This is a genomic window from Nocardioides aromaticivorans (genome assembly GCF_013408525.1).
Lineage (GTDB): Bacteria > Actinomycetota > Actinomycetes > Propionibacteriales > Nocardioidaceae > Nocardioides > Nocardioides aromaticivorans.
In genome coordinates, this window is record NZ_JACBZM010000001.1 from 229,347 (window position 1) to 253,496 (window position 24,150).

Genomic DNA, 24,150 nt, shown 5'->3' on the forward strand with positions numbered 1-24,150 from the left:
TCAGCCTACGGTGGTCCCATGCAGGCTCAGGCGAGTGGTCTCCAGGTCTCGGTGCACGGACATCCGAATGCGGACACCCTGCTCCTGTGGCACCCGGCCGCGGCCACCGACCCCGACGGCGTCGCGGCGCTCGCCAGCCGGATCGCGACCCGCAGCAGCGTCCGCGTCGTCGTACCGGTCTGGACGCTCCACTCCGCCGGTCGCGACCTGCTCCGATCGGTCCGCTACGCCCGCGAGTCGTCGGTGCACCCGCCCGACAACCTCTCCGTCGTCGGGTACGACGCCGCCGGCATCGCCGCGCTCAGCCTCGCCCTCAACCAGCGACGCCTCGGGATCGGCCTGACCCGGGTGACCTGCGTCGACGGTGGTCCGGACACGCTCGACCCGATCAGCGGCCAGCCGCTGCCCGCGCCGTCGCCCGCTCCGGTGGAGACCGCGGTCGACGTCGTCGAGACCGACGGCGACTGGGCGCGCGCGACGGTCGCCGCGTGGCAGGGCGCCGGCTGGGCCGCCACGCTGGTGCCGCGGTCTCAGTTCACCTGGCGGGTGAACCCCTCCCAGTAGGGCGCGCGCAGCTTGAACTTCTGCAGCTTGCCGGTCGCCGTGCGGGCCAGCTCGTCGCGGAACTCCACCGAGGTCGGCGCCTTGTAGCCCGCCAGCCGGTCCTTGCACCAGCGGACCAGCTCGGCCTCCATCTCGGGCCCGGCCCGGCCGGCCTCCTCGGCGGTGAGCACGACGAGGGCCTTGATCGTCTCGCCCCACTTCTCGCTCGGGACGCCGATCACCGCGACCTCGGCGACGGCCGGGTGCGAGAACAGCGTGTCCTCGACCTCGATCGAGGTGACGTTCTCACCGCCGGTGATGATGACGTCCTTCTTGCGGTCGGCGATGGTGAGGTAGCCGTCGTCGCCGAGGTAGCCGCCGTCGCCGGTGTGGAACCAGTCGCCGGCGAGCGCCTTCGCGCTCTCCTCCGGTTGCTCCCAGTAGCCCTCGAGCACGACGTTGGAGCGGGCCAGCACCTCGCCGGCGCCCTCCTCGGACTCGTCGATCCTCAGCCGCACGCCGATGGCGGGCGCGCCCGCACGGGTCAGCCTCGCAGCGCGCTCCTCCGGCGGCAGGTCGTCCCACTCGGCCCGGGTCCGGTTGAAGGTCAGCAGCGGCGAGGTCTCGGTGAGGCCGTAGATCTGGATGAACTCCCAGCCCAGCTCCTCCTGGACCCGGATCACCGTCTTCGTCGGCGGCGGCGCGCCGGCCATGATGATGCGGACCCGGTCGCGCCCGGGGATCTCGCCCTCCCACGACTGCGCGGCCTCGAGGACGGCCGCCGCGACGGCAGGGGCGGCGCACATGACGGTGACCCCGTGGTCGCGCACCCGGCGCAGGATCTCGGCGCCGTCGACCTTGCGCAGCACGATGTGCTGGGCGCCGACGCCGGTCATCGCGAACGGCATGCCCCAGCCGTTGGCGTGGAACATCGGCAGCGTGTGGAGGTAGACGTCGCGGTCGCCGATCTGGGCGTGCAGCCCGAAGGTCATCGCATTGGTCCAGATGTTGCGGTGGGTGATCTGCACGCCCTTGGGGCGCGCGGTCGTGCCGGAGGTGTAGTTGATCGTGGCGGTCGCCGCCTCGTCGTACTCCCAGGGCTTGGGCTCGGCGCCCTCCGGCGCGTAGAGCTGCTCGTCGTCACCGAGCACGAACTTCCGCTCGCAGGTGACACCCGCGAGGTGCTCCTCGATCTCCGGGTCGACGTAGAGGACCCGCGCCCCGGAGTGGTCGACGATGTACTGGACCTCGTCGGCGCTGAGCCGGAAGTTCACCGGCACCAGCACGCGTCCCCACCCGCTGACGCCGTAGAAGGAGGTGAGCAGGCGGGCACTGTTGTGGCTGACGACCGCGACCCGCTCACCCACGCCGATGCCGAGCTCGTCGAGCTTCGCGGCCTGGCGCCGCGCCAGCTCGCCCACCTGCGCGTAGGTGAGCCCACCCAGGCTGGGCGCCGGCTGGTCCGGCTCGTCCACGACGCCGACGCGCTCGCCGTACACCTGCACGGCGCGGTCGAGGAAGTCATTGACGCTGAACGGGACGAACACGGTGGTCCTCCTGGGGGTCGCGGGCGCGGGACGTGACGCTCACCACCCTAGTGTCGGAGCGGGTGCGCGTGACCCCCTCGATCGGAGGGGGCCACGCGCTGGGCGGGCACCGCCCGCCCGGTCGGTGGACGGGTCAGTGGACGACGGCCCGGCGGCCCCTGTGCACCAGCCAGGCGCCGGCCAGCGTGCCGAGCCCGCCGAGCAGGGCGAGCGCGGGCAGGTGGTCGGCTGCACCCGTCGCCGGGAGGGCGCTGCCCGAGGAGCCGACCCCGGGGACACCGGGCCCGGCGTCGTCGCCGATCCCGCCGGTCTCACCCGACGCCCCCTCCCCGGGCGGCTCCTCACCCGGCGGCTCCTCACCCGGCGGCTCCTCGCCCGGCACCTCGGCAGGGCACACGGCCTCGCTGATCTCGCTGGCCCGCTCGCCGGGCGCCGCATAGCGCACGGCGACGGACTTGAAGTGCGCATCGGAGAACGGGAACGGGAACACCCCGGCGAAGCCCTTGCCGAGAAGGGCGTTCTCGTTGACGACGATGATGTGGGAGAAGACCTCCGCGGCCCCGGGCTTGCGGACGTACTTGCACACCACGACCTTCTGCCCCGGCGCGGCCTCGGCCGCCGGAGCCCCCGGCACCCCGTCGCTCCCGACGCCCGCGGGCGGGCCGGCGGGGACATCGGCGGGGACGTCGGCGGGCCCGTCCGCGGGCCCGTCCGCGGGCACCTCGGCCGGCGGCCCCTGGGGTACGCCGCCTGGCGGGCCGGGGTGCTCTCCCGGCGCGGAGTCTCGCGTGATCGCGTCGTGCGCCGCGGCGTGCTCCGGCGCGGGCAGCGACCCGGTCTGCGCCGGCGCCTCGCCGGACCGTCCCGCCCCGGGAGGGGCATCCGGATCGGCGTGTGCCGGCGTGGTGGAGAGGACGACGAGGGCCAGGACGGCCCCGGGCAGGGACAGCGCGCTGCGCCGTACCGCTGGTGCACGGCCCGCGGGCACGAAGGGTCGCCGGAATGTCTCGGACATGGGAGCTCCAGGAGTGGACGTGCGGATGACCGCTGATGGGTGCTGAACGGGCTGGCCCCCGAAGACCAGGCGAGGGAGTGCCGGCCTCTCGCGGCGTCCCGCGAGCATGTGCGGCCTGCACTCCCTCCATCGGTCGTCACGCTGCCGAGTCGGCGCGACGACCACCCGGTCCCCCGGTATCCACAACCCGACGTTGCACACCCCCCGGGCGTATCGGGGAGGCGGCCTGACAGCACGACGCCGGCCGTCTACGGTGCGGGCATGTACCTCGAGCTCGTCAGCGACCGTCAGCGCCGCCGCCTGCGCCGGGTCGCGCTGACCTGGCTGGCCGCCGCCATGACCTGCGGCTACCTGCTGCCGTGGGCGGTCGCCACCACCCGCGGCAAGGCCAACGCCGGCGCGATCGGCGTCCTCAACGTCGCCCTCGGCTGGACCGTCGTCGGCTGGATCGTCGCCCTCGGCCTGGCCTGCGGGCGCCACGGGATCGCGGGCCTGCGCGTCACCGACTGACGCGCCGCACCGGCCGGACCGGACCGGGTGGGCGCAGAGGGGATCGAACCCCCGACCACCTCGTTGTAAGCGAGGGGCTCTACCGCTGAGCTATACGCCCCAGAAGCGCGGATCAGCCTACCGAAGCCGCCCCCACCCCACCGAACCGGCGGCCCCACGCGCCACCGACGGAAGCCAACCGCGAGCGCGGCAGCGCGGCGAGAGCCGCCGCCTGGCGGCTTGCCGCCACCTCACGAGGCGAAGACGCGCTCGCGCATGAATGAGAAGACGCCCTCGCGCCCCATGCCACGTCTTGCCGCCAGGCGGACACAACCACCTACGGAAGCCAACCGCGAGCGCGGCAGCGCGGCGAGAGCCGCCGCCTGGCGGCTTGCCGCCACCTCATGAGGCGAAGACGCGCTCGCGCAAAAATGAGTTGAACCGCCGGCGTCTCGGGTCACCAGCGGTTCAACGAGTAGAACTCTAGCGGCCACCTTCCGGCCTTCCAAGGGCTGCGGTGGATTTGGTTGAAAAATGACCCAGATGGACTAGGCGGTCCGACCGAGCGAACTATCCATCACTTGCGGCGCGCAGCGCGGCGAGCAGGTCGTCGAGGCTGCGGGCGGCCGGCTTGGGGTGGTGGACGGCCCAGGTGAGCCGGCCCTCCTTGTCGATGACGTACGACGACCGCTCCGGGCAGCCGGCACGCTCGTCGAGGACGCCGTAGGCGCGGGTGACCTCGCCGTGCGGCCAGAAGTCGCTGAGCAGGGTGAAGTTGAGCCCGTCGGTGTCACTGAACGCGCGCAGCGCGTAGACCGGGTCGCAGGAGATCGCGAGGACCTCGGTGTCGAAGGTCAGGAACTCGTCGAGCCGGGCTCGGATGCCGCCCATCTCCCCGGTGCACACGCCGCTGAAGGCGTAGGGGTAGAAGACGAGGGCGACCGCCTTCCTCCCCCGGTATGACGACAGGGTGATGTCCTGCCCGAACTGGTCGCGCAGGGTGAAGTCGGGGGCGATCGCGCCGAGCTCGATGCCGGTCGCGGCGCCCGATCCCGCGGCGTCGGGTCGAGCGTCGGAGCGCACGCCGGGCCTCACGCGTCGGGCTCGAGCGCGGCGAGCTCGCGCTTGAGCACCTTGCCGGTGGCGTTGCGGGGCAGCTCGTCGAGGAACACGATCTCGCGCGGCACCTTGTAGCGCGCGAGGTTGGCCTTGACCAGGTCCTTCAGCTCGTCGGCGCTGACCGGCTCGGCCTCGGGGACCCGCACGACGAAGGCGCGCAGCCGCTTGCCGAAGTCGTCGTCGTCGACACCGATGGCCGCGACCTCGGCGACCCGGTCGTGGGTGGCGATGCAGTCCTCGACCTCCTTCGGGAAGACGTTCTCGCCGCCGGAGACGATCATCTCGTCGTCGCGGCCCTCGACGTACAGGCGACCGTCGGCGTCGAAGCGGCCGACGTCACCGGAGGACATGAGGCCGTCGATCATCTCCTTGCCGCCGCCGCCGGTGTAGCCCTCGATCTGCAGGGAGTTGCCGACGAAGATCCGGCCGGACTCCCCCGTCGGCACCTCGCGGCCGTCGGCGTCGAGGATCCGGACGACGGTCTGGTGCGGCAGGCGCCCGGCGCAGCCGGGGGCCTCGCGCAGGTCCTTCGGGTCGGCGATGGACGCCCAGGCGACCTCGGTCGAGCCGTAGATGGAGTAGAGGTTGTCGCCGTAGCGGTCCATCCACTGGATCGGCAGGTCACCGGGCAGCGCGGACCCGGAGGACGCGACGGCCTTCAGCGCGGGCAGCGGGTACTTGTCGAGGGTCTCCTCCGGGAGCGCGAGGATGCGCTGCAGCATCACCGGGATGACGGCGAAGGAGTCGCACTCCTCGTCGTGGAGGACCTTGAGCGCGCCCTCGGGGTCGAACTTGCGGGTCAGCACGAGCGTGGTGCCCAGCATCATCGCGAGCTGGTAGTGCGCGAAGCCCCAGGTGTGGAAGAGCGGCGCGGCGACGTGGCACTTCCAGCCGCTCTTCAGCGGCATCCGCGACAGCAGCGAGATCGCCGCGGGCAGGCCGCCCTGGGGACGGGGCGCGCCCTTCGGCGTACCGGTCGTGCCGGAGGTCAGGATGATCGTGCGGCCCTTGCTGCTCGGGGCCTTGAGGTCGCCGGTCTGCCCGGCCTTCGTCGCGGCGGCGATGATGCCCTCGAGGCTGTCGTCGCCGGCCTCGCCGTCGGTCCAGCCGAGCACGCGGTCGGCGATGTCGGCCGTGGCGAGCAGCCCGGTGAACTCCTCGTCGTGGACGACGACGCGCGGCTTCTCACGCGCGATGACGTCGGCCAGCTGCGGGCCGGCGAAGGCGGTGTTGAGGTAGAGGACGTCGGCGCCGAGCTTGCTGATCGCGATGGACGCCTCGATGAAGCCGCGGTGGTTGCGGCACATGACGGCCACGCCGTCGCCGGGCTTCACGCCGCGGGCGCGCAGGCCGTGGGCGAGCGCGTTGGTGCGCTCCTGGAGCTCGCCGAAGGTGAGCGAGCCGCGCTCGTCGATGATCGCGACCTGCGTCGGCATCCGCAGCGCGATGGTCTTGAAGCCGCCGGCGGGCGTGGTGCTCCACTGCCGCAGGGCGTTGGCCATGCCACCGAGCACCACCGGCGAGTAGGGACGGACGATGCCCGACTCGGTCAGGATCTTCAGGCTGGTTCCGGCGTCCTTGACCCGGCTGGCGATCTTCCCCATGGGCCTAGGGTATGTCCGGCGGTTCTCGGCGGATGGCCGGGCCGTCCAGTGCGTGCGATGGCAAGGCGCCGACGCGCTGCCAGACCGGGCGTCTTTCGAGCGTCGGCAACGCCGCCAGTGTGCGTGCTGGGCGGTCCGGACGCCGCCATGGAACCGCCGGACATGCCCTCACGTATGGCCCCGCCGATCCGCGGCGTTCAGCTGATCGACTTGGGGGCGACCAGGCGGGTCGCCGCCCAGTCCTTGCTGACCGTCGCCGCCGTCGTCTGCGCGAGGCCGGCGATGGGCGCGGCCTCGGCGATGTCGGCGGCGTCGACCGCTCCGGGTCGCCCGATCTTCGGGGTGAGCAGCCAGATCACGCCGCCCCCGACGAGGTCGGTCAACGAGTCGACCAGGCCGTCGACGAGGTCGCCGTCGTCGTCGCGCCACCACAGCACGACGGCGTCGACCACGTTGCCGTAGTCGCCGTCGACCATGTCGCCGTCGATCGCGTCCTCGATCGCGACGCGGAGGTCGTCGTCGGTGTCGTTGTCCCAGCCGAGTTCCTGGACCACCAACCCCGGCTTGAGGCCCATCCGCTCGGCGGGTCCGGTCGGGGTGGTGCCGCCAGGGGCGGTCGAAGTCACGGTGCATCCTCCAGGGTGCTCGGGGTACGACGAAGGCCCCGCCCGGTGCGGGGACTGGCCCTAGTCCAGCGGAGTCGGGGGGCGGGGCGCAACCCTCACGCTCCAGTCCGGCCCTCCGAAGGTCTACTCCCGAGTAGATTCCCCGGCTGGATCTCCGGTGCAAGGATGGCTGCGTGACCTCCGACACCCCCGATGCCACAGCCCCCGGCCCGACCCCGGCCGTCCGCCCCGCCTCGGTCATCCACGAGGGCCTCCCGACCCAGCTCCCGGACATCGATCCGGAGGAGACCCAGGACTGGATCGACTCCTTCACCGCCCTCGTCGACGAGCGCGGTCGCGAGCGCGCCCGCTACGTGATGCTGCGGCTGCTGGAGAGCGCGCGCCAGAAGCAGGTGGGTGTCCCGGCGCTGCGCAGCACCGACTACATCAACACGATCCCGCCGGAGCGGGAGCCGTGGTTCCCCGGTGACGAGGACGTCGAGCGGCGGATCCGCGCGTTCATCCGCTGGAACGCCGCGGTCACCGTCTCCTCGGCCAACCGCAAGGGGCTGGAGGTCGGCGGCCACATCGCCACCTACCAGTCGTCGGCAAGCCTGTACGAGGTCGGCTTCAACCACTTCTTCAAGGGCAAGGACCACCCCGGTGGCGGCGACCAGCTGTTCATCCAGGGCCACGCCTCCCCCGGCATCTACGCGCGCGCGTTCCTCGAGGGCCGGCTCACCGAGGAGCAGCTGTTCCGGTTCCGCCAGGAGGTCCAGCACGGGCGCGGGGCCGGCCTGCCGTCGTACCCGCACCCGCGGCTGATGCCGGACTTCTGGGAGTTCCCGACGGTCTCGATGGGCCTGACCGGCATCAACTCGATCTACCAGGCGCGCTTCAACCGCTACCTGCACAACCGCGGCATCAAGGACACCAGCCAGCAGCACGTCTGGGCCTTCCTCGGCGACGGCGAGATGGCCGAGCCGGAGTCGCTCGGCGCGATCCGGATCGCGGCCCGCGAGGAGCTCGACAACCTCACCTGGGTCATCAACTGCAACCTGCAGCAGCTCGACGGCCCGGTCACCGGCAACGGCAAGATCATCCAGGAGCTCGAGGCCAACTTCCGCGGTGCCGGCTGGAACGTCATCAAGGTCGTGTGGGGCCGCGAGTGGGACGCCCTGCTCGCCCGCGACGTCGACGGCGTGCTCGTCAACAAGATGAACACCACGCCCGACGGCGCCTTCCAGACCTTCTCCGTCGAGTCCGGCGCCTACAACCGCGAGCACTTCTTCGGCCCCGACCCGCGCCTGCGCGCGATGGTCGAGCACATGACCGACCGGCAGATCGAGAAGCTGCCGCGCGGGGGCCACGACTACCGCAAGGTGTACGCCGCCTTCGACGCCGCGACCAAGCACGTCGGCCAGCCGACGGTGATCCTCGCCCACACGGTGAAGGGCTGGACGATCGACGCCCTGGAGGGCAAGAACGCCACCCACCAGATGAAGAAGCTGACCAAGGACGACCTCAAGAAGTTCCGCGACCGGCTCTACCTGCCGATCAGCGACCGCGACCTCGAGACGGCCTACGAGTCGACCGGCACGGCACCCTTCTTCCACCCGGGCGCGGACTCCCCCGAGATCGAGTACATGATGGAGCGCCGCCGCCAGCTCGGTGGCTCGCTGCCCCGCCGGGTGGTGCGGGCGAAGGCCCCGAAGCTCCCCGGCGACGAGATGTACGCCGAGCTCAAGAAGGGCGCCGGCAACCACAAGGTCGCCACCACGATGGCTGCCGTCCGGCTGCTCCGCGACTGGATGAAGGACCCCGAGATCGGCAAGCGGATCGTCCCGATCGCGCCCGACGAGTACCGCACCTTCGGCATGGACTCGATGTTCCCGTCGGCCAAGGTCTACGACCCGGCCGGCCAGACCTACGAGTCGGTCGACCGCAACATGCTGCTGCAGTACAAGATGTCGCCGCAGGGCCAGATGCTCCACGAGGGCATCTCCGAGGCCGGCGCGATGGCGTCCGCGATCGCCGCCGGGTCGTCGTACTCGACCCACGGCGAGGCGATGATCCCGTTCTACATCTTCTACTCGATGTTCGGCTTCCAGCGCACGGGCGACTCGATCTGGGCGATGGCCGACCAGCTGGCGCGCGGCTTCCTCGTCGGCGCCACCGCCGGCCGCACCACGCTGACCGGCGAGGGCCTGCAGCACGCCGACGGCCACTCGCCCCTGATCGCGGCGACCAACCCGGCGGTCGTGCACTACGACCCGGCCTTCGGCTACGAGGTCGGGCACATCATGCGCTCGGGCCTGGAGCGGATGTACGGCACGAGCGAGGCGCACCCGCTCGGCGAGGACGTCATCTTCTACATCACCGTCTACAACGAGCCGGTCGCCCAGCCCGCCGAGCCCGAGGGCCTCGACGTCGCGGGCCTGCTCAAGGGGATGTACCGGGTCTCCTCCCCGGGCGGCGACGCGGAGGGCCCGCGGGTCCGGCTGCTGGCCTCCGGCGTCGGCTTCCCGTGGATCGACGAGGCGGCCCGGATGCTGAGCGAGGACTGGGGCGTCCAGGCCGAGACCTGGTCGGTCACGTCGTGGAACGAGCTGGCCCGCGACGGCATCGAGACCGGCAAGTGGAACCTCCTCCACCCGGACGAGGCCCACCGGACGGCGTACGTCACCGCAGCGCTGGGCGAGGGCGCCAACGCCAACGCCCCGGTCGTGGCGGTCTCGGACTACATGACCGCGGTCCCGCTGCAGATCGCGCCGTGGGTGCCGGCCGACTACCGCGTCCTCGGCGCCGACGGCTTCGGCTTCGCCGACACCCGCCCCGCCGCCCGCCGCTTCTTCCAGGTCGACGCGCCCTCGGTCGTCGTCCAGGCGCTCGCCGCCCTCGCCGACGCCGGCGAGATCGACCCGGGCCGGGTCAAGGACGCGTTGGAGAAGTACCGCATCGACGACCCGACCGCGGTCGCTGGCGTGAAGCAGGAAGGCGGCGACGCCTAGGGACTGCTAGGACACGCCCTGGCCCCGCGCCTTCACGACGTCCCAGCTGCGCGAGATCCACGCGCTGGGCGGCGTGCCGTTGAGCAGGTGGTCGCCGACGATCGTCTGCCGGTAGATCGCCGGGTTGTGCGAGGCCAGGGTGCGGGCGTTGCGCCAGTGCCGGTCGAGCCGGAAACGGTCGGTGACCGCGGAGGACCCGCCGACCTCGAACAGCTCGGTCACCAGGGCGAGCACGGTGTCGATGACGACGGACTGCGCCGCGAAGGTCGCGGCGTCCGCCTCGTCGAACGGCTCGGTGCCGACGGGGCCCGGCCCGCCCGCGACCTGCACCTGGTACGCCGCCTCCACGCGCTCGGCCGCCGCGATCGTCGTGGCCTCGGCGGCGAACGCCCTGCCCTGGACGCGCCCGACGACCTGCTGGACCTGCGGGTCCTGCGCCGGGTCCGGGTAGGCCGGGTTGGCGAAGTTGCGGCCGCGCTGGCGCACGAACGCGACGGCGTCGTCCACGGCGGCCTTCCCGATGCCGGCCAGCGTGGCGAGGTGCACCAGCTGGAAGAAGGCCAGCAGGTAGCTGCCGCTGAAGTCGCCGTTGGGGTGGATCTCCACGTCGTCGAGGTGGATCGGGACGTCCTCGAAGATCGTGGTCCCGCTGCCGGTGAGCCGCTGGCCGAAGCCGTCCCAGTCGTCGATCCGCTGGACACCCTGCGCGCTGGTCGGCACCAGCACGGTGGCGCTGTTGGCGGAGTCGACCGTCGCCGTGGTGTGGATCCAGTCGGCGAAGAGGCTGCCGGTGGAGTAGAACTTGCGGCCCGAGAGCAGCCATCCGCTCCCCTCGCGGCGGATCGTCGTGGCGTTCTGCCAGAACGAGCTGTTGCCCTGCTCGGACTGCGCATTGCCCACGAGGACACCCGCGGCGACCCGGCGCAGCCACCGGTCCCGCACGTCCGGGTCGCGGTGGGTGAGCCGGGTCTCGACGAAGCCCGCATGACCGCGCAGCAGCTGCGGGAGGTTCGAGTCGGCGCGGGCGAGCTCGACGAGCTGGCGGAAGTACTGCGGCAGGGTCGCGCCGAGGCCTCCGTTCTCGACGGGCACCCGGATCCGGCCGAAGCCGGACTCACGCAGCCACTCCACCTGCTCGAACGGCAGCGTCCGGTCCGCCTCCCGCTCGGCCGCGCCCTCGGCGATCTTCGCGAAGACGGGGCCGAAGCGCGCGGAGAGCTCGGCGTCCGTCGTACCCGGTCCGGGGGCGGTCACCGGGTCGTCTCCAGCCGTGGGAGCGCCGTGAGCAGCTGCTGCGTGTAGGGATGCTGCGGGCGCTCGAACACGTCGTCGGCGGTGCCGGACTCGACGACCTCGCCGTCCTTCATCACCAGGACCCGGTCGCACATGTGGTGGATGACGCCGAGGTCGTGGGAGATGAACAGGTAGGTCACACCGAGCTCGTCCTGCAGGTCGGTCAGCAGGTCGAGCACCTGCGCCTGCACCGAGACGTCGAGCGCGGAGACCGGCTCGTCGCAGACGATCAGGTCGGGCTCCGGCGCGAGCGCCCGGGCGATCGCGACCCGCTGCCGCTGGCCGCCGGAGAGCCGCAGCGGAGCGGCGTTGAGGTGCTCGGCGCCGAGGCCCACCTGCTCCAGCAGGGCCCGCGACCGCGAGCGCGCCTCGCGGGAGCTCTCCGGCGGGTTCGGGCCGCGGGACAGGGCGTCGGCGAGGATCCGCGCGACGCTCCAGCGCGGGTCGAAGCTGCTCAGCGGGTCCTGGTAGACGACGCCGATCCGACTGCGCTCGGGCCGCCGCTGCCGGGGGCTCAGCGACGACCAGGGCTCGCCCCGCAGCAGCACCTCGCCGCTGGTGGGCGCCGTGAGCGCGAGGGCGATCCGCGCCGTGGTCGTCTTGCCGGACCCCGACTCCCCCACGATCCCGAGCGTCTCGCCGCCGAACACCTCGAAGGACACGTCGCGCACGACCTCGCGGTCCTTGCCGTCCGGGCCGCGGAAGGCCTTCACCAGGTGCCGGGCCTCGATCAGCGGGCGACCGCGGTCGATCGGGCGCCTCGTCCGCGCCGGCTTCTCCTCGCCGTCCGCGGGCCGCACCAGGCGGGTGCCCCGCGTGTGCTCCGACGGTACGGCGTCCAGGAGCGCCTGCGTGTACGGGTGCTGCGGCCGCTGCAGGATCTCCTCGACCGGCCCGTGCTCGACGAGCACCCCGCCCTGCATCACGGCGACGTCGTCGGCGAGGCGGGCCACGACGGCGAGGTCGTGGCTGATCAGGATGATCGACGTGCCCCGCGCCTTCGACTCGGCCAGCAGGTCGAGGACCTGGGCGCCGACCGTCACGTCGAGCGCCGTGGTGGGCTCGTCCGCGATCACCAGCGGTGGGTCGAGCGCGATCGCGGACGCGATCAGCGCGCGTTGCCGCAGGCCCCCGGACAGCTCGTAGGGACGTTGCGCGGCCCGGACCTCGGGCTCCGGAACCCCGACGGCACGCAGCAGCTCGATCGCCTTCGCCGCACGGGAGCGCCGGTCGCCGACCTTGTGCACCGCCAGCGGCTCGGCCACCTCGTGGCCGACCTTGCGGAGCTGGTCGAGCGAGACGAGGGCGTCCTGGAGCACGAAGCCGACCTCCTTGCCGCGGATCCGGCGCCACTGCCGCTCGCGGAGCGAGGTCAGGTCGTGCGGTCCGAGCTCGAGCCGGTCGGCCTCGACCTGCGCGCCCGGACCGGTCAAGCCGACCAGGGTGCGGGCCGTGACGCTCTTGCCGGACCCCGACTCCCCCACGATCGCGAGGCAGCGGCCGGCGTGGGCGGTGAACGAGATGCCCTTGACCACCTCCCTGCCCGCGAAGGAGACCCGGAGGCCCTCCACCTCGAGCAGCGGGACCGGCGCCGCCGGACCCTCCACGGCGCGGGCGGTGGGCGCGACGGCGGTCGCGGGCGTCGTACCGGCGGGGGTGTTGGTCTCGACGATGCTCATCGGCTGGCTCCTTCGAGTCGGCGTTGCAGGGTGCGGCCCAGGGTGGTGACCGAGATCGCGAAGAGCACGATCACCAGGCCCGGCAGGATCTCCAGCCACCACGACGTGGTGATGTAGAGCCGCCCGGCGTCGAGCAGGGCACCCCACTCGGGGTTGGGCGGGGCGATGCCGAGGCCGAGGAAGGCCAGGCTGGAGGCCCAGACGATCGACTGGCCGACACCGAGGGTGACGACGGCGACGAGCGGCCGCATCGCGTTGGGGAAGAGGTGCCGGCGGACCACGGTCCACCGGCCGTGGCCGAGCGCCGCGGCGGCCTCGATGTAGCCGGCCTGCCGGACGTTCAGCACCTGGCCGCGGACCATCCGGGCGTAGCCGGGGGCGGACCCGATCCCCACGGCGATGACCTGGGTGGTGGCCGACGGCCCGAAGATCGCGATGAGGAGCAGGGCCAGCAGCAGCGCCGGGAAGGCGAAGGCCACCTCGAGCACACGGGTGATCGCGGTGTCGACGATCCCGCCCGCCAGCGCGGCCGTGAAGCCGAGCAGGATCGCGATCGACATCGCCAGCGCCGTGGCGCCGAGGCCGATCCCGAGCGAGAGCCGGGAGCCGTAGATGACCCGGGTGAGCAGGTCGCGGCCGACCTCGTCGGTCCCGAACGGATGGCTCCACGACGGCGCGGCGAGGGCGTTGCCGAACTCGATCGCCGTCGGGCTGCGGTCGGTGAGCACGCCGGGCGCCACGGCCGCGACCACGACGAGGGTGACGAACGCCAGCGCCAGGAGGGTGCCGGGACGGGCGCGCAGGCCGGTCAGTCGCGCCGCGGGGACCCGCAGCGCCGGTGCGAGGGTCGTCATGCCGTCGCCGCCTTCGCGTGGGTGCGCAGCCGCGGGTCGACCGCCGCGTAGGCGAGGTCCACGAGCAGGTTCGCCACGACGTACACGCCGGCGACGACGAGGACGATGCCCGACACGGTCGGCACGTCCCGGGTGTTGACCGCGGTCACCAGGACCTGCCCGATGCCGGGCCGGCCGTAGATGTTCTCCGCGATCACCGCCCCCGAGATCAGGGCGCCGAGCGCCCAGCCGGACAGGGTGATCCCCGGCAGCACGGCGTGCCGCAACCCGTGCCGGAGCCGGACGGCCGTGTCCCCCATCCCGCGGGTGCGGGCGGTGGTCACGAACGGCTGGTCCAGCACCTTGTCGAACTCGTCGCGCGTCACCTGGCCGAGGAACCCGGCCAGCGGGATGGCGAGGGTGAGGACCGGCAGGACGGTGCCCCACACCCCGCTTCCCCCGATGACCGGGAAGACCGGGATCTTCACCGCGAGCACGACGAGCAGCACCACGCCGACCCAGTACGTCGGCAGGCTGGCCGCGAAGGTCTCCCACCCCGACCCGAGGCCGGTCACGAACCGGCCCCGCTTGACCGTCAGCAGGGTCACCCCGACCGCCAGTCCCCACGCGACGACGAGCGCCGCCGCGGTGAGGACCAGGCTCGGCCCGATCTGGGCGCCGATGACCGAGGTCACCGACTGGTACTGCGTGTACGACGTCCCCAGGTCGCCCTTGAGCAGGCCGCCGACGTAGTGCAGGTACTGCAGCGCGAGCGGGTCGTCGAACCCGAACTTCGCGTTGACGGGTGCGAGCTCGGCAGCGGTCCACTCCTGCTCGCGCCCGTTCTGCAGGTTCAGGATCGTGGTGGCCCGGTCACCGGGCACCAGCAGCTGCGCGAAGAAGGTCACCGAGGCGGCCGCGACGAGCACGGCCACGACGGAGAGCAACCGGAACAGGATCTTCATCCGCCATCACTCCACGAAGTACGCATCGGAGAAGATCGGCTCGCCCTGGCTCTTCTCGACCCAGACGTCCTTGAGGTTGTTGGCGACGGCCATCGTCGTGTTCTGGGTGTAGAGCCCGATGCCGGCGGCGTCGTCCTGGATGATCTGCTGCGCCTTCTTGTAGAGCTCGGTCGCCGTCGCGGGGTCGAGCTCGCTGTTGGCCGCCTGGATCGTGCGGGACAGCTCCTCGTTGTTGTAGAAGGAGCGGTTGTTGTAGTTCGGCAGCGCCTCGGTCGACGGCCGCCACACGATCCACAGGATCGCCGGGCTCGGGCTCGTCCAGTACGACGGCGTCGCGTCGAAGGTCGACGGGTCGGAGTACTTCCCGCCCCACAGCTCCGCCATCGTGGCCGGGACCAGCTTCACGTCGAAGCCGACCTCCTTCCACTGCTCCTGCAGGGCCTGCAGCACGGTGGCGCCCTCGGAGGTGAAGATGAACCCGGCGCCGTACACGAGCTTGGCGCTCAGCGTCCTCCCGCCCTTGGTGCGCACGCCGTCGGCGTTCTTCTCGCTCCAGCCGGCCTCGTCGAGCAGCTCGTTGGCCTTGTCCTGGTCGAAGGCGTACGCGTCGGCGGCGTCGCTGTTGTAGTCGGGCGTCGACTGGCTGACCGACGGGTTGCCCTCGTAGGGGATCACGCCGTGGAAGCCGGTCTCGACGGCACCCTTGCGGTCGGCGCCGTAGGCGAACGCCTGGCGCACGAGCTTGTCGGTGAAGATGCCCTGCTGCGTGTTGATGTAGAAGGACACCGGCTTGCCCGGCGTGATGTAGCGGATCGTGTTGTCGAACTTCTGCTCCGCGTCCTTCCAGTTCACCGTCGGCACCTCGTAGATGACGTCCGTCTGTCCGGTCGTCAGCGAGGCGTAGCGGGAGACCCCGTCGGCGACGAACTTCCAGCGCAGCTCGTCGACGTACGCCGGGCCCTCGTGCTTCGCGGTGGACGGCCAGGAGGTGTAGTCCGGGTTCTTCTTGAAGACGACCTCCTCGCCCTTCTTCCACTCCTCGACGGTGAAGGCGCCCGAGCCGATCGGCTGCTCGCAGTTCTGCTCCTTCGTGCGGGTCTTCAGCGCCTTCGGCGACTGGATCCCGAAGTAGCCCTGGGTGATGAGCGTGAGGAACTGGGGGTAGGGCTTGTTGAGCGCGATCTCCACGTGCGTGGCGTCGATCGCCCGGGCCTTCTTGTAGTACGGGTCGATCGAGACCTTGGCCGTGCCGTTGAGGTCGGTGTGCTCGAACTGCTCGAAGTTGTAGGCGACCGCCGCGGCGTCCAGCGGCGTGCCGTCGGTGAACTTCACGCCGTCCTTGAGCGTGAACGTGTAGGTCAGGCCGTCCTCGGAGACCTTCCACTCCGTGGCCAGCCACGGCTTCACCGACCCGTCCTCGTCCTGGGTGACCAGGCCGTCGAGAACCTGGCGGGAGATGTAGGCCTGCTGGATCCAGCCGCCGAAGATGCAGGGCGGCTCCTGGACGTGGGCGTAGGTGATGGTGCCGCCCTCGACGCGGTCCCCCGCGCCGGACACCGTGTCGGAACCGCAGGCGGTGAGTCCCTGACCGGCGAGCGCGAGGCCGGCGGTCGCAGCAGCGATCCGGAGGCGGCGGTGGGTGGTGGGACTGGTCATGTGAGTGGTTCCTTCGTGGTTTCTCGGGGTGTGGTGATGGGTGGTCATGCGGTGAGCTGGTCCGGGTCCGAGATCCCGGTCCGGTTGGGCAGGTGGGCGCCGCCGCGGTAGCGCGCGCCGAAGTGCCGCTCGGGAAGGCGGTCGCCCTCGCCGAAGATGCGGTCGCGCAGGGACTCCCCCTCGTCGTACGACGTCCGGAGGCGGCCGCGCTCGCGGAGCACCGGGGCGACGAGCTCGATGAAGTCCTTCGCCGTGTCGTAGGTGTGGTACTGGAGGAGGTTGATGCCGTCGATGTCGAGCTCGTCGAGCCAGCGCTCGACCTCGTCGGCGACCTGGTCGGGCGTGCCGACCGCGAAGAGCGGGTGCGCGCTCAGGTCGCCGAAGCCGGCGAGGTAGTCGCCGACGGTCTGCTCGGGGTCCGCGATCCGGCGCCAGCGGCCGTGGGCCCGGCTGTCGGCGAGCTCGCCCAGCCTCGCGTCCGCCGGGTGCGCGGTCGGGTCCCACGGCAGCCCGGCATGGGCCAGGTAGCCCTCCGGGTCGGAGAGCTCCTGGAAGCGGGCGAGCTTGGCCCGCGCCTCCTCCTCGGTCGCTCCCACGATGATCCCCGCGGTGGTGACGACCTTCAGGTCACCGGGAGCGCGGCCCGCGTCGACCGCGGCCCGCTTCAGCCGCGCCACCGTCGCCGCGAGGCCGGCCTGGTCGGGACCGCCGGTGAAGACGACCTCGGCGTGCTTGCCCGCGAAGGCGGTGCCCGCGTCGGACTGGGTCGCCGTGATCAGCAGCGGCGTGCGCTGCCGGCTCGGCGAGGGCAGGTGCGGCCCCTCGACCTTGTAGTACGTGCCGTCGTGGTCGATCGGCCGGATCTTCGCGGGATCGGCGAAGACGTTGTGCTCGCGGTCGGCGACGATCGCGTCGTCGTCCCAGGAGCCCTCCCACAGCTTGTAGAGGACGTCGAGGTACTCGTCGGCCCGGGCGAAGCGCTCGTCGTGCTCGACCTCGCCCTCGAGGTCGAAGTTGCGTGCCGCGTTCGGGAGGTACGACGTCACGATGTTCCAGCCGACGCGCCCCTTGGTGAGGTGGTCGAGCGTGCTCGCCCGCCGTGCCCAGGCGAACGGCGGCTCGTAGGTCGTGGAGAACGTGATCCCGAACCCGAGGTGCTTCGTCACCGCCGCCATCGCCGGTACGACGACCGCCGGGTCGTTGTTCGGGATCTGCAGCCCCTGCCTCACCGCGGTCTCCGCACTGCCGCGGAAGACGTCGTAGGTGCCGACGACGTCGGCCAGGAAGACCGCGTCGAAGCCGCCGTCCTCGAGCAGCCGCGCCAGCTCGGTCCAGTACTCGATGTCGTTGAACCGCTCGCGGTTGTTGTCCGGCAGCCGCCACAGCCCGTGGGTGATGTGGCTGACGCAGTTCATCTCGAACAGGTTGAGGATCAGCCGCTTGGGCTGGTCCGTGCCCGTCGTCATCGGGCGCCGACCGGGGCGAAGGCGCCGCGGTAGCGGGTCGCCGGGTGCCGGTCCGGCAGCCGGTCGCCGCGGCCGAAGAGCTTCTCGCGCAAGGTGCCCTCGCGGTACTCCGTCTGCGCGAGCCCGCGGGCCTGGAGCGTCGGGATGACGTGGTCGACGAACTCCTCGTAGCTGCCGGGGATCTCGGCGTTGACCAGGTTGACGCCGTCGACGCCGGCCGCCTGCCAGGCCGCCAGCCGGTCCGCGATCTGCTCGGGCGTGCCGACGATGCGGTTGTTGGTCGCCGTGAAGTGCGCGACGTCGCGCAGGGTGGCCGGGCGGTCGGTCACGAGGTCGTGGATCCAGCCGACGATCGACTGCACCCCCTCGGTCCGGATCTCCCCCACCGGGGTGTCGAGGTCGTCGTGTCCGAAGTCGACGCCGACGGCACCCGACATGTGCGAGAGCTGCGCGTCGTAGTCGATCCACTCGTCCAGCTCCGCCGCCTTGCGGCGCGCCTCCTCCTCGGTGGACGCCGGGACGACGTACAGGCCCTGGAAGAACTTGAGGTCGTCGGCCCGCCGGCCCTCGGCGACCGCGCGGCTGCGGATGTCGCCGGTGTCGCGGGCGGCGGCCTCGAGCGTGGGCGCCTGGATGAAGACCGCCTCGGCGTTGCGGGCGGCGAAGCTGCGCCCGGCCTCGGAGGCGCCGGCCTGGAACAGCAGGGGCGTGCGCTGCGGGCTCGGGCTGACCAGGTGCGGGCCCTCGACCTTGTAGCGCGGGCCCTCGTGGTTGATCCGGTGCACCTTGTCGAAGTGCGCGTGGATGCCGCTCTCCCGGTCCTGGACGAGGGCGTCCTCCTCCCACGAGCCCTCCCACAGCTTGTAGGTGACGTCGACGTACTCGTCGGCCCACGCGTAGCGCTCGTCGTGCTTCGTCAGGCCCTCGAGCCCGAAGTTGCGCGAGGCGTTCGGCAGGTAGTTGGTGACGATGTTCCACGCCACCCGGCCCTTGCTGGCGTGGTCGAGCGTGCTGACCCGCCGGGCGAAGTTGAACGGGTGCTCCTGCAGGATCGAGGCCGTGTAGGCGATGCCGAGGTGCTCGGTGGCGTAGGCGATCGCGCTGGCGAGCACGCTCGGGTCGTTGCTCGGGACCTGCAGGCCGGCCTCGAAGTACCGGCGCTCGTCGCCGCGGTACGGCGCGTAGAGGCCGACGACGTCGGCGAAGAAGATCGCGTCGAACTTGCCGCGCTCGAGGGTCTTCGCGAGGCCGACCCAGTGCTCGAGGTCGTTGAAGTCGGTCTGGCGGGCGCTCGGCCGGCGCCAGGTGCCCTGGATGATGTGGCCGGTCGTGTTCATCACGAACGCGGCGAAGTGGAGTGGGCGTGCAGGGGGCGTGGACATGTCGTCCTCCGGGTGGGTGCGTGCGGCGGTGCTGTCGGGCACGCGGTGCGGGCAGGGGGCAGGAGCCCTCGTCGGCGTCGTTGCCGACGACGGATCGACCTGACCGACCCCGGAGGGTGTCCGAGACGGAGCGAGTCAGGCGAGGATCACGAGGTCAGCGACAGGTCGCGCTGGAGACCAGGCAGAGGTCGACGTGGCGGCGGCAGATCAGCCGGGTGGTGGCCATGCGTCGTTCCCTCCTCGTGCGTGGTCGGTCGAGTCGGCACCCCCGACTCTTGAAAGACCATAGAGTTACTCGACTTTGAGGGCAAGCCGATCCGACCACGGTGGCGACAGGGGTTGCCGCTCACCCCCGCGACCGAACCTCTCACCCGGTGGTCGAGGAGGTCGCGCAGCCCGGTGGTCGAGGAGGTCGCGCAGCCCGGTGGTCGAGGAGGTCGCGCAGCCCGGTGGTCGAGGAGGTCGCGCAGCGACCGTCACGAGACCCCCGGGCCCCGCGGTCAGGCGGAGGTGGCCGCCTGCGGCTCCGGCGCGCCCTCGAGGGTCGGCACCGGGCTCGCGGGGGCCGAGCCGCCCGCCTTCAGCATCCGCCGGAAGCGCGCCCGGTTGTACGACGCCGGCTCGGTCGAGCTGACGAAGTCGTCCAGGATCCGCGCGAACTCCTCCGGGTGGTCCTTGTGCGGGAAGTGCCCCGCGTCGGGCAGCACCTCCACCCGGACGTCCGGCGCGAGGGCGGCGGCGTTGCTGGCGTGCCGGACCGGGATGACCTGGTCGTCCCTGCCCCACACCACGGCCATCGGCATGGCGTCGCTGAGGTAGGCCCGGTCGGACATGGTGACGATCTGGCCGCGCCAGTCGATGACCGCACGCACGAGGTGACGGATCGCGAAGCGGGTGCGCCGGTCCTTCCACGACTCGACGATGTCGGCGACCTCGTCGAGGTCACGGGTGACCTTGCGCAGCGGCCCCACGTCGCCGTACTCGTGGGCGGTGCGGAGCGCGAAGGTCTCCAGGTGGCGCACGCCCGGCAGGGTCAGCACGCCCATCACCCGGAACCAGCCGGGGACCTGGATCAGCTTGATCAGGGGGGTCACCTCGGGGCCGAGGCCGCCGGTGGCGACGAGCATGACCCGCTGGGTGCGCTCGGGGAACTGGTAGGCGAACTGCATCGCGACGCCGCCGCCGAAGCTGTGCCCCACGACGGTGACCTTGTCGATGCCGAGGACGGTGAGCAGGTCGCGCATGCCGTTGGCGTAGCCGCCCAGGGTGTAGTCGGCGCGCGGCTTGTCGGAGAGGCCGTGCCCCAGCAGGTCGGGGGCGATCACGGTGTACTTCTTCGCCAGCTGGTCGATCACGGGGGTCCACGTGGTGTGGTCGCAGGCGAGGCCGTGCAGCAGGAGGAGCGCGGGACCGCTGCCCTTGAGCACGAAGGCGCGCTTCTTGCCGTGGATGGTGACGTACTGGACGTCGTCGCGCATCGCCGCGGCGCGGTCAGCCTTCTCCGCCATGGCGGGCCCCCTCACTGACGAGCTAGCAGGCGCTTGCTCCTGCTAGCAGGTGATGGACGATTCAATCACGCCGACCGCTCGCCGCGACACCCACCCGCCGGGATCCGTCCGGTGGCCGCGGGCCTCGGGGTGAGCCCTACGCTGGTGCCATGTCGCCGACCGGACCGAGGGCACACCAGAGCGCCACCCGGCAGCTCCGCGCGGCCTCCGGGTCGCTCAGCACCGCGGCCGTCGCGCGGATGGAGGCCGACCTCAGCTGGTTCCGCCAGCTCGGCGCCGAGGAGCGCTCCTGGGTCGGGATGATCGTGCAGGCCGGCGTGAAGGGCTTCGTCGACTGGTTCGCCGAGGGCGGTGCCACCGACCCCGACGACGACGAGGTGGTCATCCAGGTCTTCGGCGCCGCGCCGCGGGCCATGGCCGGCGTGGTCGACCTGCACCAGACCGTCGAGCTGATCAAGCTGACCATCGACGAGGTCGAGCGCAACATCCAGCTGCTCCTGGAGCCCGACGTGATGGAGGAGGTGCACGCCGCCGTCCTGCGCTACGGGCGCGAGGTCGCGTTCGCCACCGCCGAGGTCTACGCCCGCGCCGCCGAGGTCCGGGGCCGGTGGGACGCCCGCCTCGAGGCGCTGGTCGTCGACGCGGTGCTGCGGGCCGAGACGGACGAGTCGGTGCTGTCCCGGGCCAGTGCGGTCGGTTGGGCGGCGCGTGGCGCCGTGGCCGTGGTGGTCGGGACCGCCCCCGCCGAGGCCACCGGTGCGCAGACCGGCGCCTTCGACGCCGTACGACGAGAGGCGCACGAACGCGGCCTCGACGCCCTCTGTGCCGTGCAGGGCCACCTCCTCGTCGTGATCCTGGGCGGTGTCGGCACCCCCGAGAAGGACGCCGCCCCCCTCGTGGGCCTGTTCGGCGAGGGCCCCGTGGTGGTCGGCCCGACCGCCGCCGACCTGTCCACCGCCCACGTGTCGGCACGCGTCGCGCTGGGTGCCCTGCGGGCCGCGGTCGGCTGGCCCGACGCCCCGCGCCCGGTGTCCGCCCACGACCTGCTCCCGGAGCGGATCCTGGCCGGCGACGACGCCGCGCGTGTCGACGCCGTCGAGCAGCTGTACCGCCCCCTCGCCGAGGCCCGCGGCGAGCTCGTCGAGACCCTGGTCGCCTACTTCGCCAACGGCGGCGGCATCGAGGCCACCTCGCGCGCGCTCTTCGTGCACGCCAACACGGTGCGCTACCGGCTCGGCCAGATCGGCGACGTGACCGGCCTGACGCCCTCGGTCCCCCGCGACGCGCTGGTCCTCCAGCTCGCCCTCGTCCTGGGCCGGCAGGCGGGACTGTAGGCGGCAGCCCGGTGGAGACCCGCCGGCCGATCAACTTGTAGGGGTTCCACAACGCCGCGGGGCCAGTTTCGTCGGCGGCGCAGGCGCGTGTGCCCCGCCCCGCCCGGCAGGCTGGACCCGTGCTCGTGATCGTGGCCCCCGGACAAGGGGCACAGACCCCCGGATTCCTCTCCGCCTGGCTGGAGGACCCGGCCTTCGCCGCGCGCATCGGCTGGCTCTCGGCCGTCTCCGGTCTCGACCTGGCCCACTACGGCACCGAGGCCGACGGCGACACGATCCGCGACACGAAGATCGCCCAGCCGCTCCTGGTCGCCGCGGCCCTCGCCACGGCCCAGCAGCTCGGCCCGCAGCCGGCCGCAGCTGTCGCGGGCCACAGCGTCGGAGAGTTCGGCGCCGCCGTGGCCGCAGGCGTCCTGAGCCCCGAGCAGGCGATGGTCCTGGTCCGCGAGCGAGGCCAGGCGATGGCCGACGCCGCGGCGGTGACCCCGACCGGCATGACCGCCTCCCTGGGCGGCGACCGTGACGAGGTCCTCGCCGCGATCGAGGCCCACGGCCTCACGCCCGCCAACGACAACGGTCCCGGTCAGATCGTCGCCGCCGGCACGCTCGAGAAGCTCGCGGCGTTCGCGGAGAACCCGCCGAAGGGCGCCCGGCTCCGGCCGCTCGCCGTCGCCGGCGCGTTCCACTCCCCGCACATGGCGCCGGCCGTCGAGCACGTCGCCGCTCTCGCGGGCTCGGTGGACGTGGACGACGCGCGGATCCCGTTCATCACCAACTCCGACGGCACCCTGCTGACCGACGGCGCCGTGGTCCTCGACCGGATCGTCGGCCAGATCGCCCGCCCGGTCCGCTGGGACCTGTGCCTGGACGCCATGGCCGAGCTGGGCGTGACCGGCTTCCTCGAGCTGCCGCCCGCCGGCACGCTGACCGGGATCGCCAAGCGCTTCTTCCGCGACCGCGGGATGACGGTCGAGACGTTCGCGCTCAACGGGCCCGAGCAGCTCGACGAGGCACGCGAGTTCTGCGAGCGGCACGCCGCGCTGGCCGAGGTCGTGCCCGCATGAGCGCCACGATCCGCACCGAGACCGGTTCCACCCACGCTGCCTTCCTCGGCGTGGGTGCCTACCGGCCGTCCCGCCTCGTGCCGAACTCCGAGGTCGTCGACGCCATCGACTCCAGCGACGAGTGGATCCAGCAGCGCTCGGGCATCAAGACCCGTCGCTTCGCAGGCGAGGACGAGACCGTCGTCTCGATGGCTGTCGCCGCCTCGCAGAAGGCGCTCGACGCCGCCGGCATCGACGCACAACAGGTCGACGCCGTGATCGTGGCGACCATCAGCCACCTGATCCAGACCCCCTCCGCCGCGACGGCGATCGCGCACGCGCTGGGCACCGCGCAGCCGGCCGCGTTCGACATCTCCGCGGCCTGCGCCGGCTTCTGCCACGGGGTCGCCCTGGCCAACGACATGGTCCGCGGCGGCAGCGCCCGCCACGTCCTGGTGATCGGCGTCGAGAAGCTGTCCGACATCACCGACCCCACCGACCGCGGGACGGCGTTCATCTTCGCCGACGGCGCCGGCGCCGTCGTCGTGGGACCGTCCGACTCCCCCGGCATCGGCCCGGTCGTGTGGGGCTCCGACGGCGAGCACTACGACCACATCCGCACGCCCGACTGGCGCGACATCCTCGCTGCGGGCGGCGGCATGCCCAACCTGTCGATGAAGGGCAACGAGGTCTTCCGCTGGGCGTCGTACGGCATGGCCAAGGTGGCCCAGCAGGCGCTCGACCGCGCGGGCATCACCGCCGACCAGCTCGACGTCTTCGTGCCCCACCAGGCCAACAACCGGATCACCGACACCATGGCCCGTGCCCTCCGGCTGCCCGACACGGTGCGCATCGCGCGCGACATCATCGACGCCGGCAACACCTCGGCCGCCTCGATCCCGCTCGCCCTCGACCGCATGATCGCCGACGGCGAGGCGAAGTCCGGGGACCTCGCGCTCCTCATCGCCTTCGGCGCCGGCCTGGCGTACGCCGCCCAGGTCGTCACCGTCCCCTGACCCTCTGGCACGACCCACGATTTGCCCCGAGTTCCACCAACA

At 72.1% G+C, this 24,150-nt stretch carries 19 protein-coding genes and 1 tRNA gene; 6 read left to right on the forward strand and 14 right to left on the reverse strand.

Annotated features, from left to right (window positions below):
* Positions 1-18: 18 nt before the first annotated feature.
* On the forward strand, positions 19-564 hold the full coding sequence (locus tag BJ993_RS01050) for a hypothetical protein (protein WP_179647422.1): 546 nt from the start codon (positions 19-21) through the stop codon (positions 562-564).
* On the opposite strand, the gene BJ993_RS01055 is transcribed toward BJ993_RS01050, so the two are convergent.
* Positions 531-2,090 (reverse strand): AMP-binding protein, encoded by a 1,560-nt coding sequence (locus BJ993_RS01055; protein WP_179647423.1) that lies wholly within the window; start codon positions 2,088-2,090, stop codon positions 531-533. The genes BJ993_RS01050 and BJ993_RS01055 overlap by 34 nt on opposite strands.
* Positions 2,091-2,223: 133 nt before the next feature.
* Positions 2,224-3,105 (reverse strand): LPXTG cell wall anchor domain-containing protein, encoded by an 882-nt coding sequence (locus BJ993_RS01060; protein ID WP_179647424.1) that lies wholly within the window; start codon positions 3,103-3,105, stop codon positions 2,224-2,226.
* A 261-nt stretch (positions 3,106-3,366) separates the two neighbouring features.
* Here BJ993_RS01060 and BJ993_RS01065 point away from each other — a divergent pair, with 261 nt between their 5' ends.
* On the forward strand, positions 3,367-3,615 hold the full coding sequence (locus tag BJ993_RS01065) for a superinfection immunity protein (RefSeq protein ID WP_036544466.1): 249 nt from the start codon (positions 3,367-3,369) through the stop codon (positions 3,613-3,615).
* Between the two features lie 28 nt (positions 3,616-3,643).
* On the opposite strand, the gene BJ993_RS01070 is transcribed toward BJ993_RS01065, so the two are convergent.
* The 4 genes from BJ993_RS01070 to BJ993_RS01085 all read right to left on the reverse strand — a co-directional run bounded on the left by BJ993_RS01070 (position 3,644) and on the right by BJ993_RS01085 (position 6,943).
* Positions 3,644-3,715 (reverse strand) — tRNA-Val (locus BJ993_RS01070).
* 449 nt (positions 3,716-4,164) lie between these two features.
* Positions 4,165-4,677 carry a peroxiredoxin gene (locus BJ993_RS01075; protein WP_179647425.1) on the reverse strand — a complete coding sequence of 171 codons (513 nt, stop codon included), beginning with the start codon at positions 4,675-4,677 and terminating at the stop codon, positions 4,165-4,167.
* A gap of 8 nt (positions 4,678-4,685) precedes the next feature.
* Positions 4,686-6,317: an AMP-binding protein gene (locus BJ993_RS01080; protein ID WP_036544464.1), complete on the reverse strand. Its 1,632-nt coding sequence runs from the start codon at positions 6,315-6,317 to the stop codon at positions 4,686-4,688.
* Between the two features lie 197 nt (positions 6,318-6,514).
* Positions 6,515-6,943, reverse strand: a complete 429-nt coding sequence (locus BJ993_RS01085) for a DUF3052 domain-containing protein (protein WP_373366941.1) — start codon at positions 6,941-6,943, stop codon at positions 6,515-6,517.
* A gap of 239 nt (positions 6,944-7,182) precedes the next feature.
* Here BJ993_RS01085 and aceE point away from each other — a divergent pair, with 239 nt between their 5' ends.
* The gene (aceE, locus tag BJ993_RS01090) at positions 7,183-9,933 is read left to right on the forward strand and encodes a pyruvate dehydrogenase (acetyl-transferring), homodimeric type (protein ID WP_242530685.1); all 2,751 of its coding nucleotides are present in this window, start codon (positions 7,183-7,185) and stop codon (positions 9,931-9,933) included.
* 6 nt (positions 9,934-9,939) lie between these two features.
* On the opposite strand, the gene BJ993_RS26285 is transcribed toward aceE, so the two are convergent.
* The 8 genes from BJ993_RS26285 to BJ993_RS01130 all read right to left on the reverse strand — a co-directional run bounded on the left by BJ993_RS26285 (position 9,940) and on the right by BJ993_RS01130 (position 20,715).
* Complete coding sequence (locus tag BJ993_RS26285) at positions 9,940-11,187, reverse strand: acyl-CoA dehydrogenase family protein (protein WP_036544462.1); 1,248 nt, start codon at positions 11,185-11,187, stop codon at positions 9,940-9,942.
* Positions 11,184-12,905, reverse strand: a complete 1,722-nt coding sequence (locus BJ993_RS01100; RefSeq protein ID WP_179647427.1) for a dipeptide ABC transporter ATP-binding protein — start codon at positions 12,903-12,905, stop codon at positions 11,184-11,186. Before BJ993_RS01100 ends, BJ993_RS26285 begins: the two co-directional genes overlap by 4 nt.
* On the reverse strand, positions 12,902-13,759 hold the full coding sequence (locus BJ993_RS01105; protein WP_179647428.1) for an ABC transporter permease: 858 nt from the start codon (positions 13,757-13,759) through the stop codon (positions 12,902-12,904). Before BJ993_RS01105 ends, BJ993_RS01100 begins: the two co-directional genes overlap by 4 nt.
* Positions 13,756-14,703: an ABC transporter permease gene (locus tag BJ993_RS01110; RefSeq protein WP_179647429.1), complete on the reverse strand. Its 948-nt coding sequence runs from the start codon at positions 14,701-14,703 to the stop codon at positions 13,756-13,758. The genes BJ993_RS01105 and BJ993_RS01110 overlap by 4 nt, the downstream gene beginning before the upstream one ends.
* A gap of 6 nt (positions 14,704-14,709) precedes the next feature.
* Positions 14,710-16,359 (reverse strand): ABC transporter substrate-binding protein, encoded by a 1,650-nt coding sequence (locus BJ993_RS01115; protein ID WP_179647430.1) that lies wholly within the window; start codon positions 16,357-16,359, stop codon positions 14,710-14,712.
* A gap of 44 nt (positions 16,360-16,403) precedes the next feature.
* Positions 16,404-17,825 (reverse strand): NtaA/DmoA family FMN-dependent monooxygenase, encoded by a 1,422-nt coding sequence (locus BJ993_RS01120; protein WP_179647431.1) that lies wholly within the window; start codon positions 17,823-17,825, stop codon positions 16,404-16,406.
* Positions 17,822-19,249, reverse strand: coding sequence for an LLM class flavin-dependent oxidoreductase (locus tag BJ993_RS01125; RefSeq protein WP_218864578.1), 1,428 nt, complete (start codon positions 19,247-19,249; stop codon positions 17,822-17,824). The genes BJ993_RS01120 and BJ993_RS01125 overlap by 4 nt, the downstream gene beginning before the upstream one ends.
* 458 nt (positions 19,250-19,707) lie before the next feature.
* The gene (locus tag BJ993_RS01130; protein WP_179647432.1) at positions 19,708-20,715 is read right to left on the reverse strand and encodes an alpha/beta fold hydrolase; all 1,008 of its coding nucleotides are present in this window, start codon (positions 20,713-20,715) and stop codon (positions 19,708-19,710) included.
* A gap of 149 nt (positions 20,716-20,864) precedes the next feature.
* On the opposite strand from BJ993_RS01130, the gene BJ993_RS01135 reads away from it, so the two are divergent.
* The 3 genes from BJ993_RS01135 to BJ993_RS01145 all read left to right on the forward strand — a co-directional run bounded on the left by BJ993_RS01135 (position 20,865) and on the right by BJ993_RS01145 (position 24,108).
* The gene (locus BJ993_RS01135; RefSeq protein ID WP_179647433.1) at positions 20,865-22,049 is read left to right on the forward strand and encodes a PucR family transcriptional regulator; all 1,185 of its coding nucleotides are present in this window, start codon (positions 20,865-20,867) and stop codon (positions 22,047-22,049) included.
* A gap of 119 nt (positions 22,050-22,168) precedes the next feature.
* Positions 22,169-23,113 (forward strand): ACP S-malonyltransferase, encoded by a 945-nt coding sequence (locus BJ993_RS01140; RefSeq protein ID WP_179647434.1) that lies wholly within the window; start codon positions 22,169-22,171, stop codon positions 23,111-23,113.
* Positions 23,110-24,108, forward strand: a complete 999-nt coding sequence (locus tag BJ993_RS01145; RefSeq protein WP_179647435.1) for a beta-ketoacyl-ACP synthase III — start codon at positions 23,110-23,112, stop codon at positions 24,106-24,108. Before BJ993_RS01140 ends, BJ993_RS01145 begins: the two co-directional genes overlap by 4 nt.
* Positions 24,109-24,150: the final 42 nt, after the last annotated feature.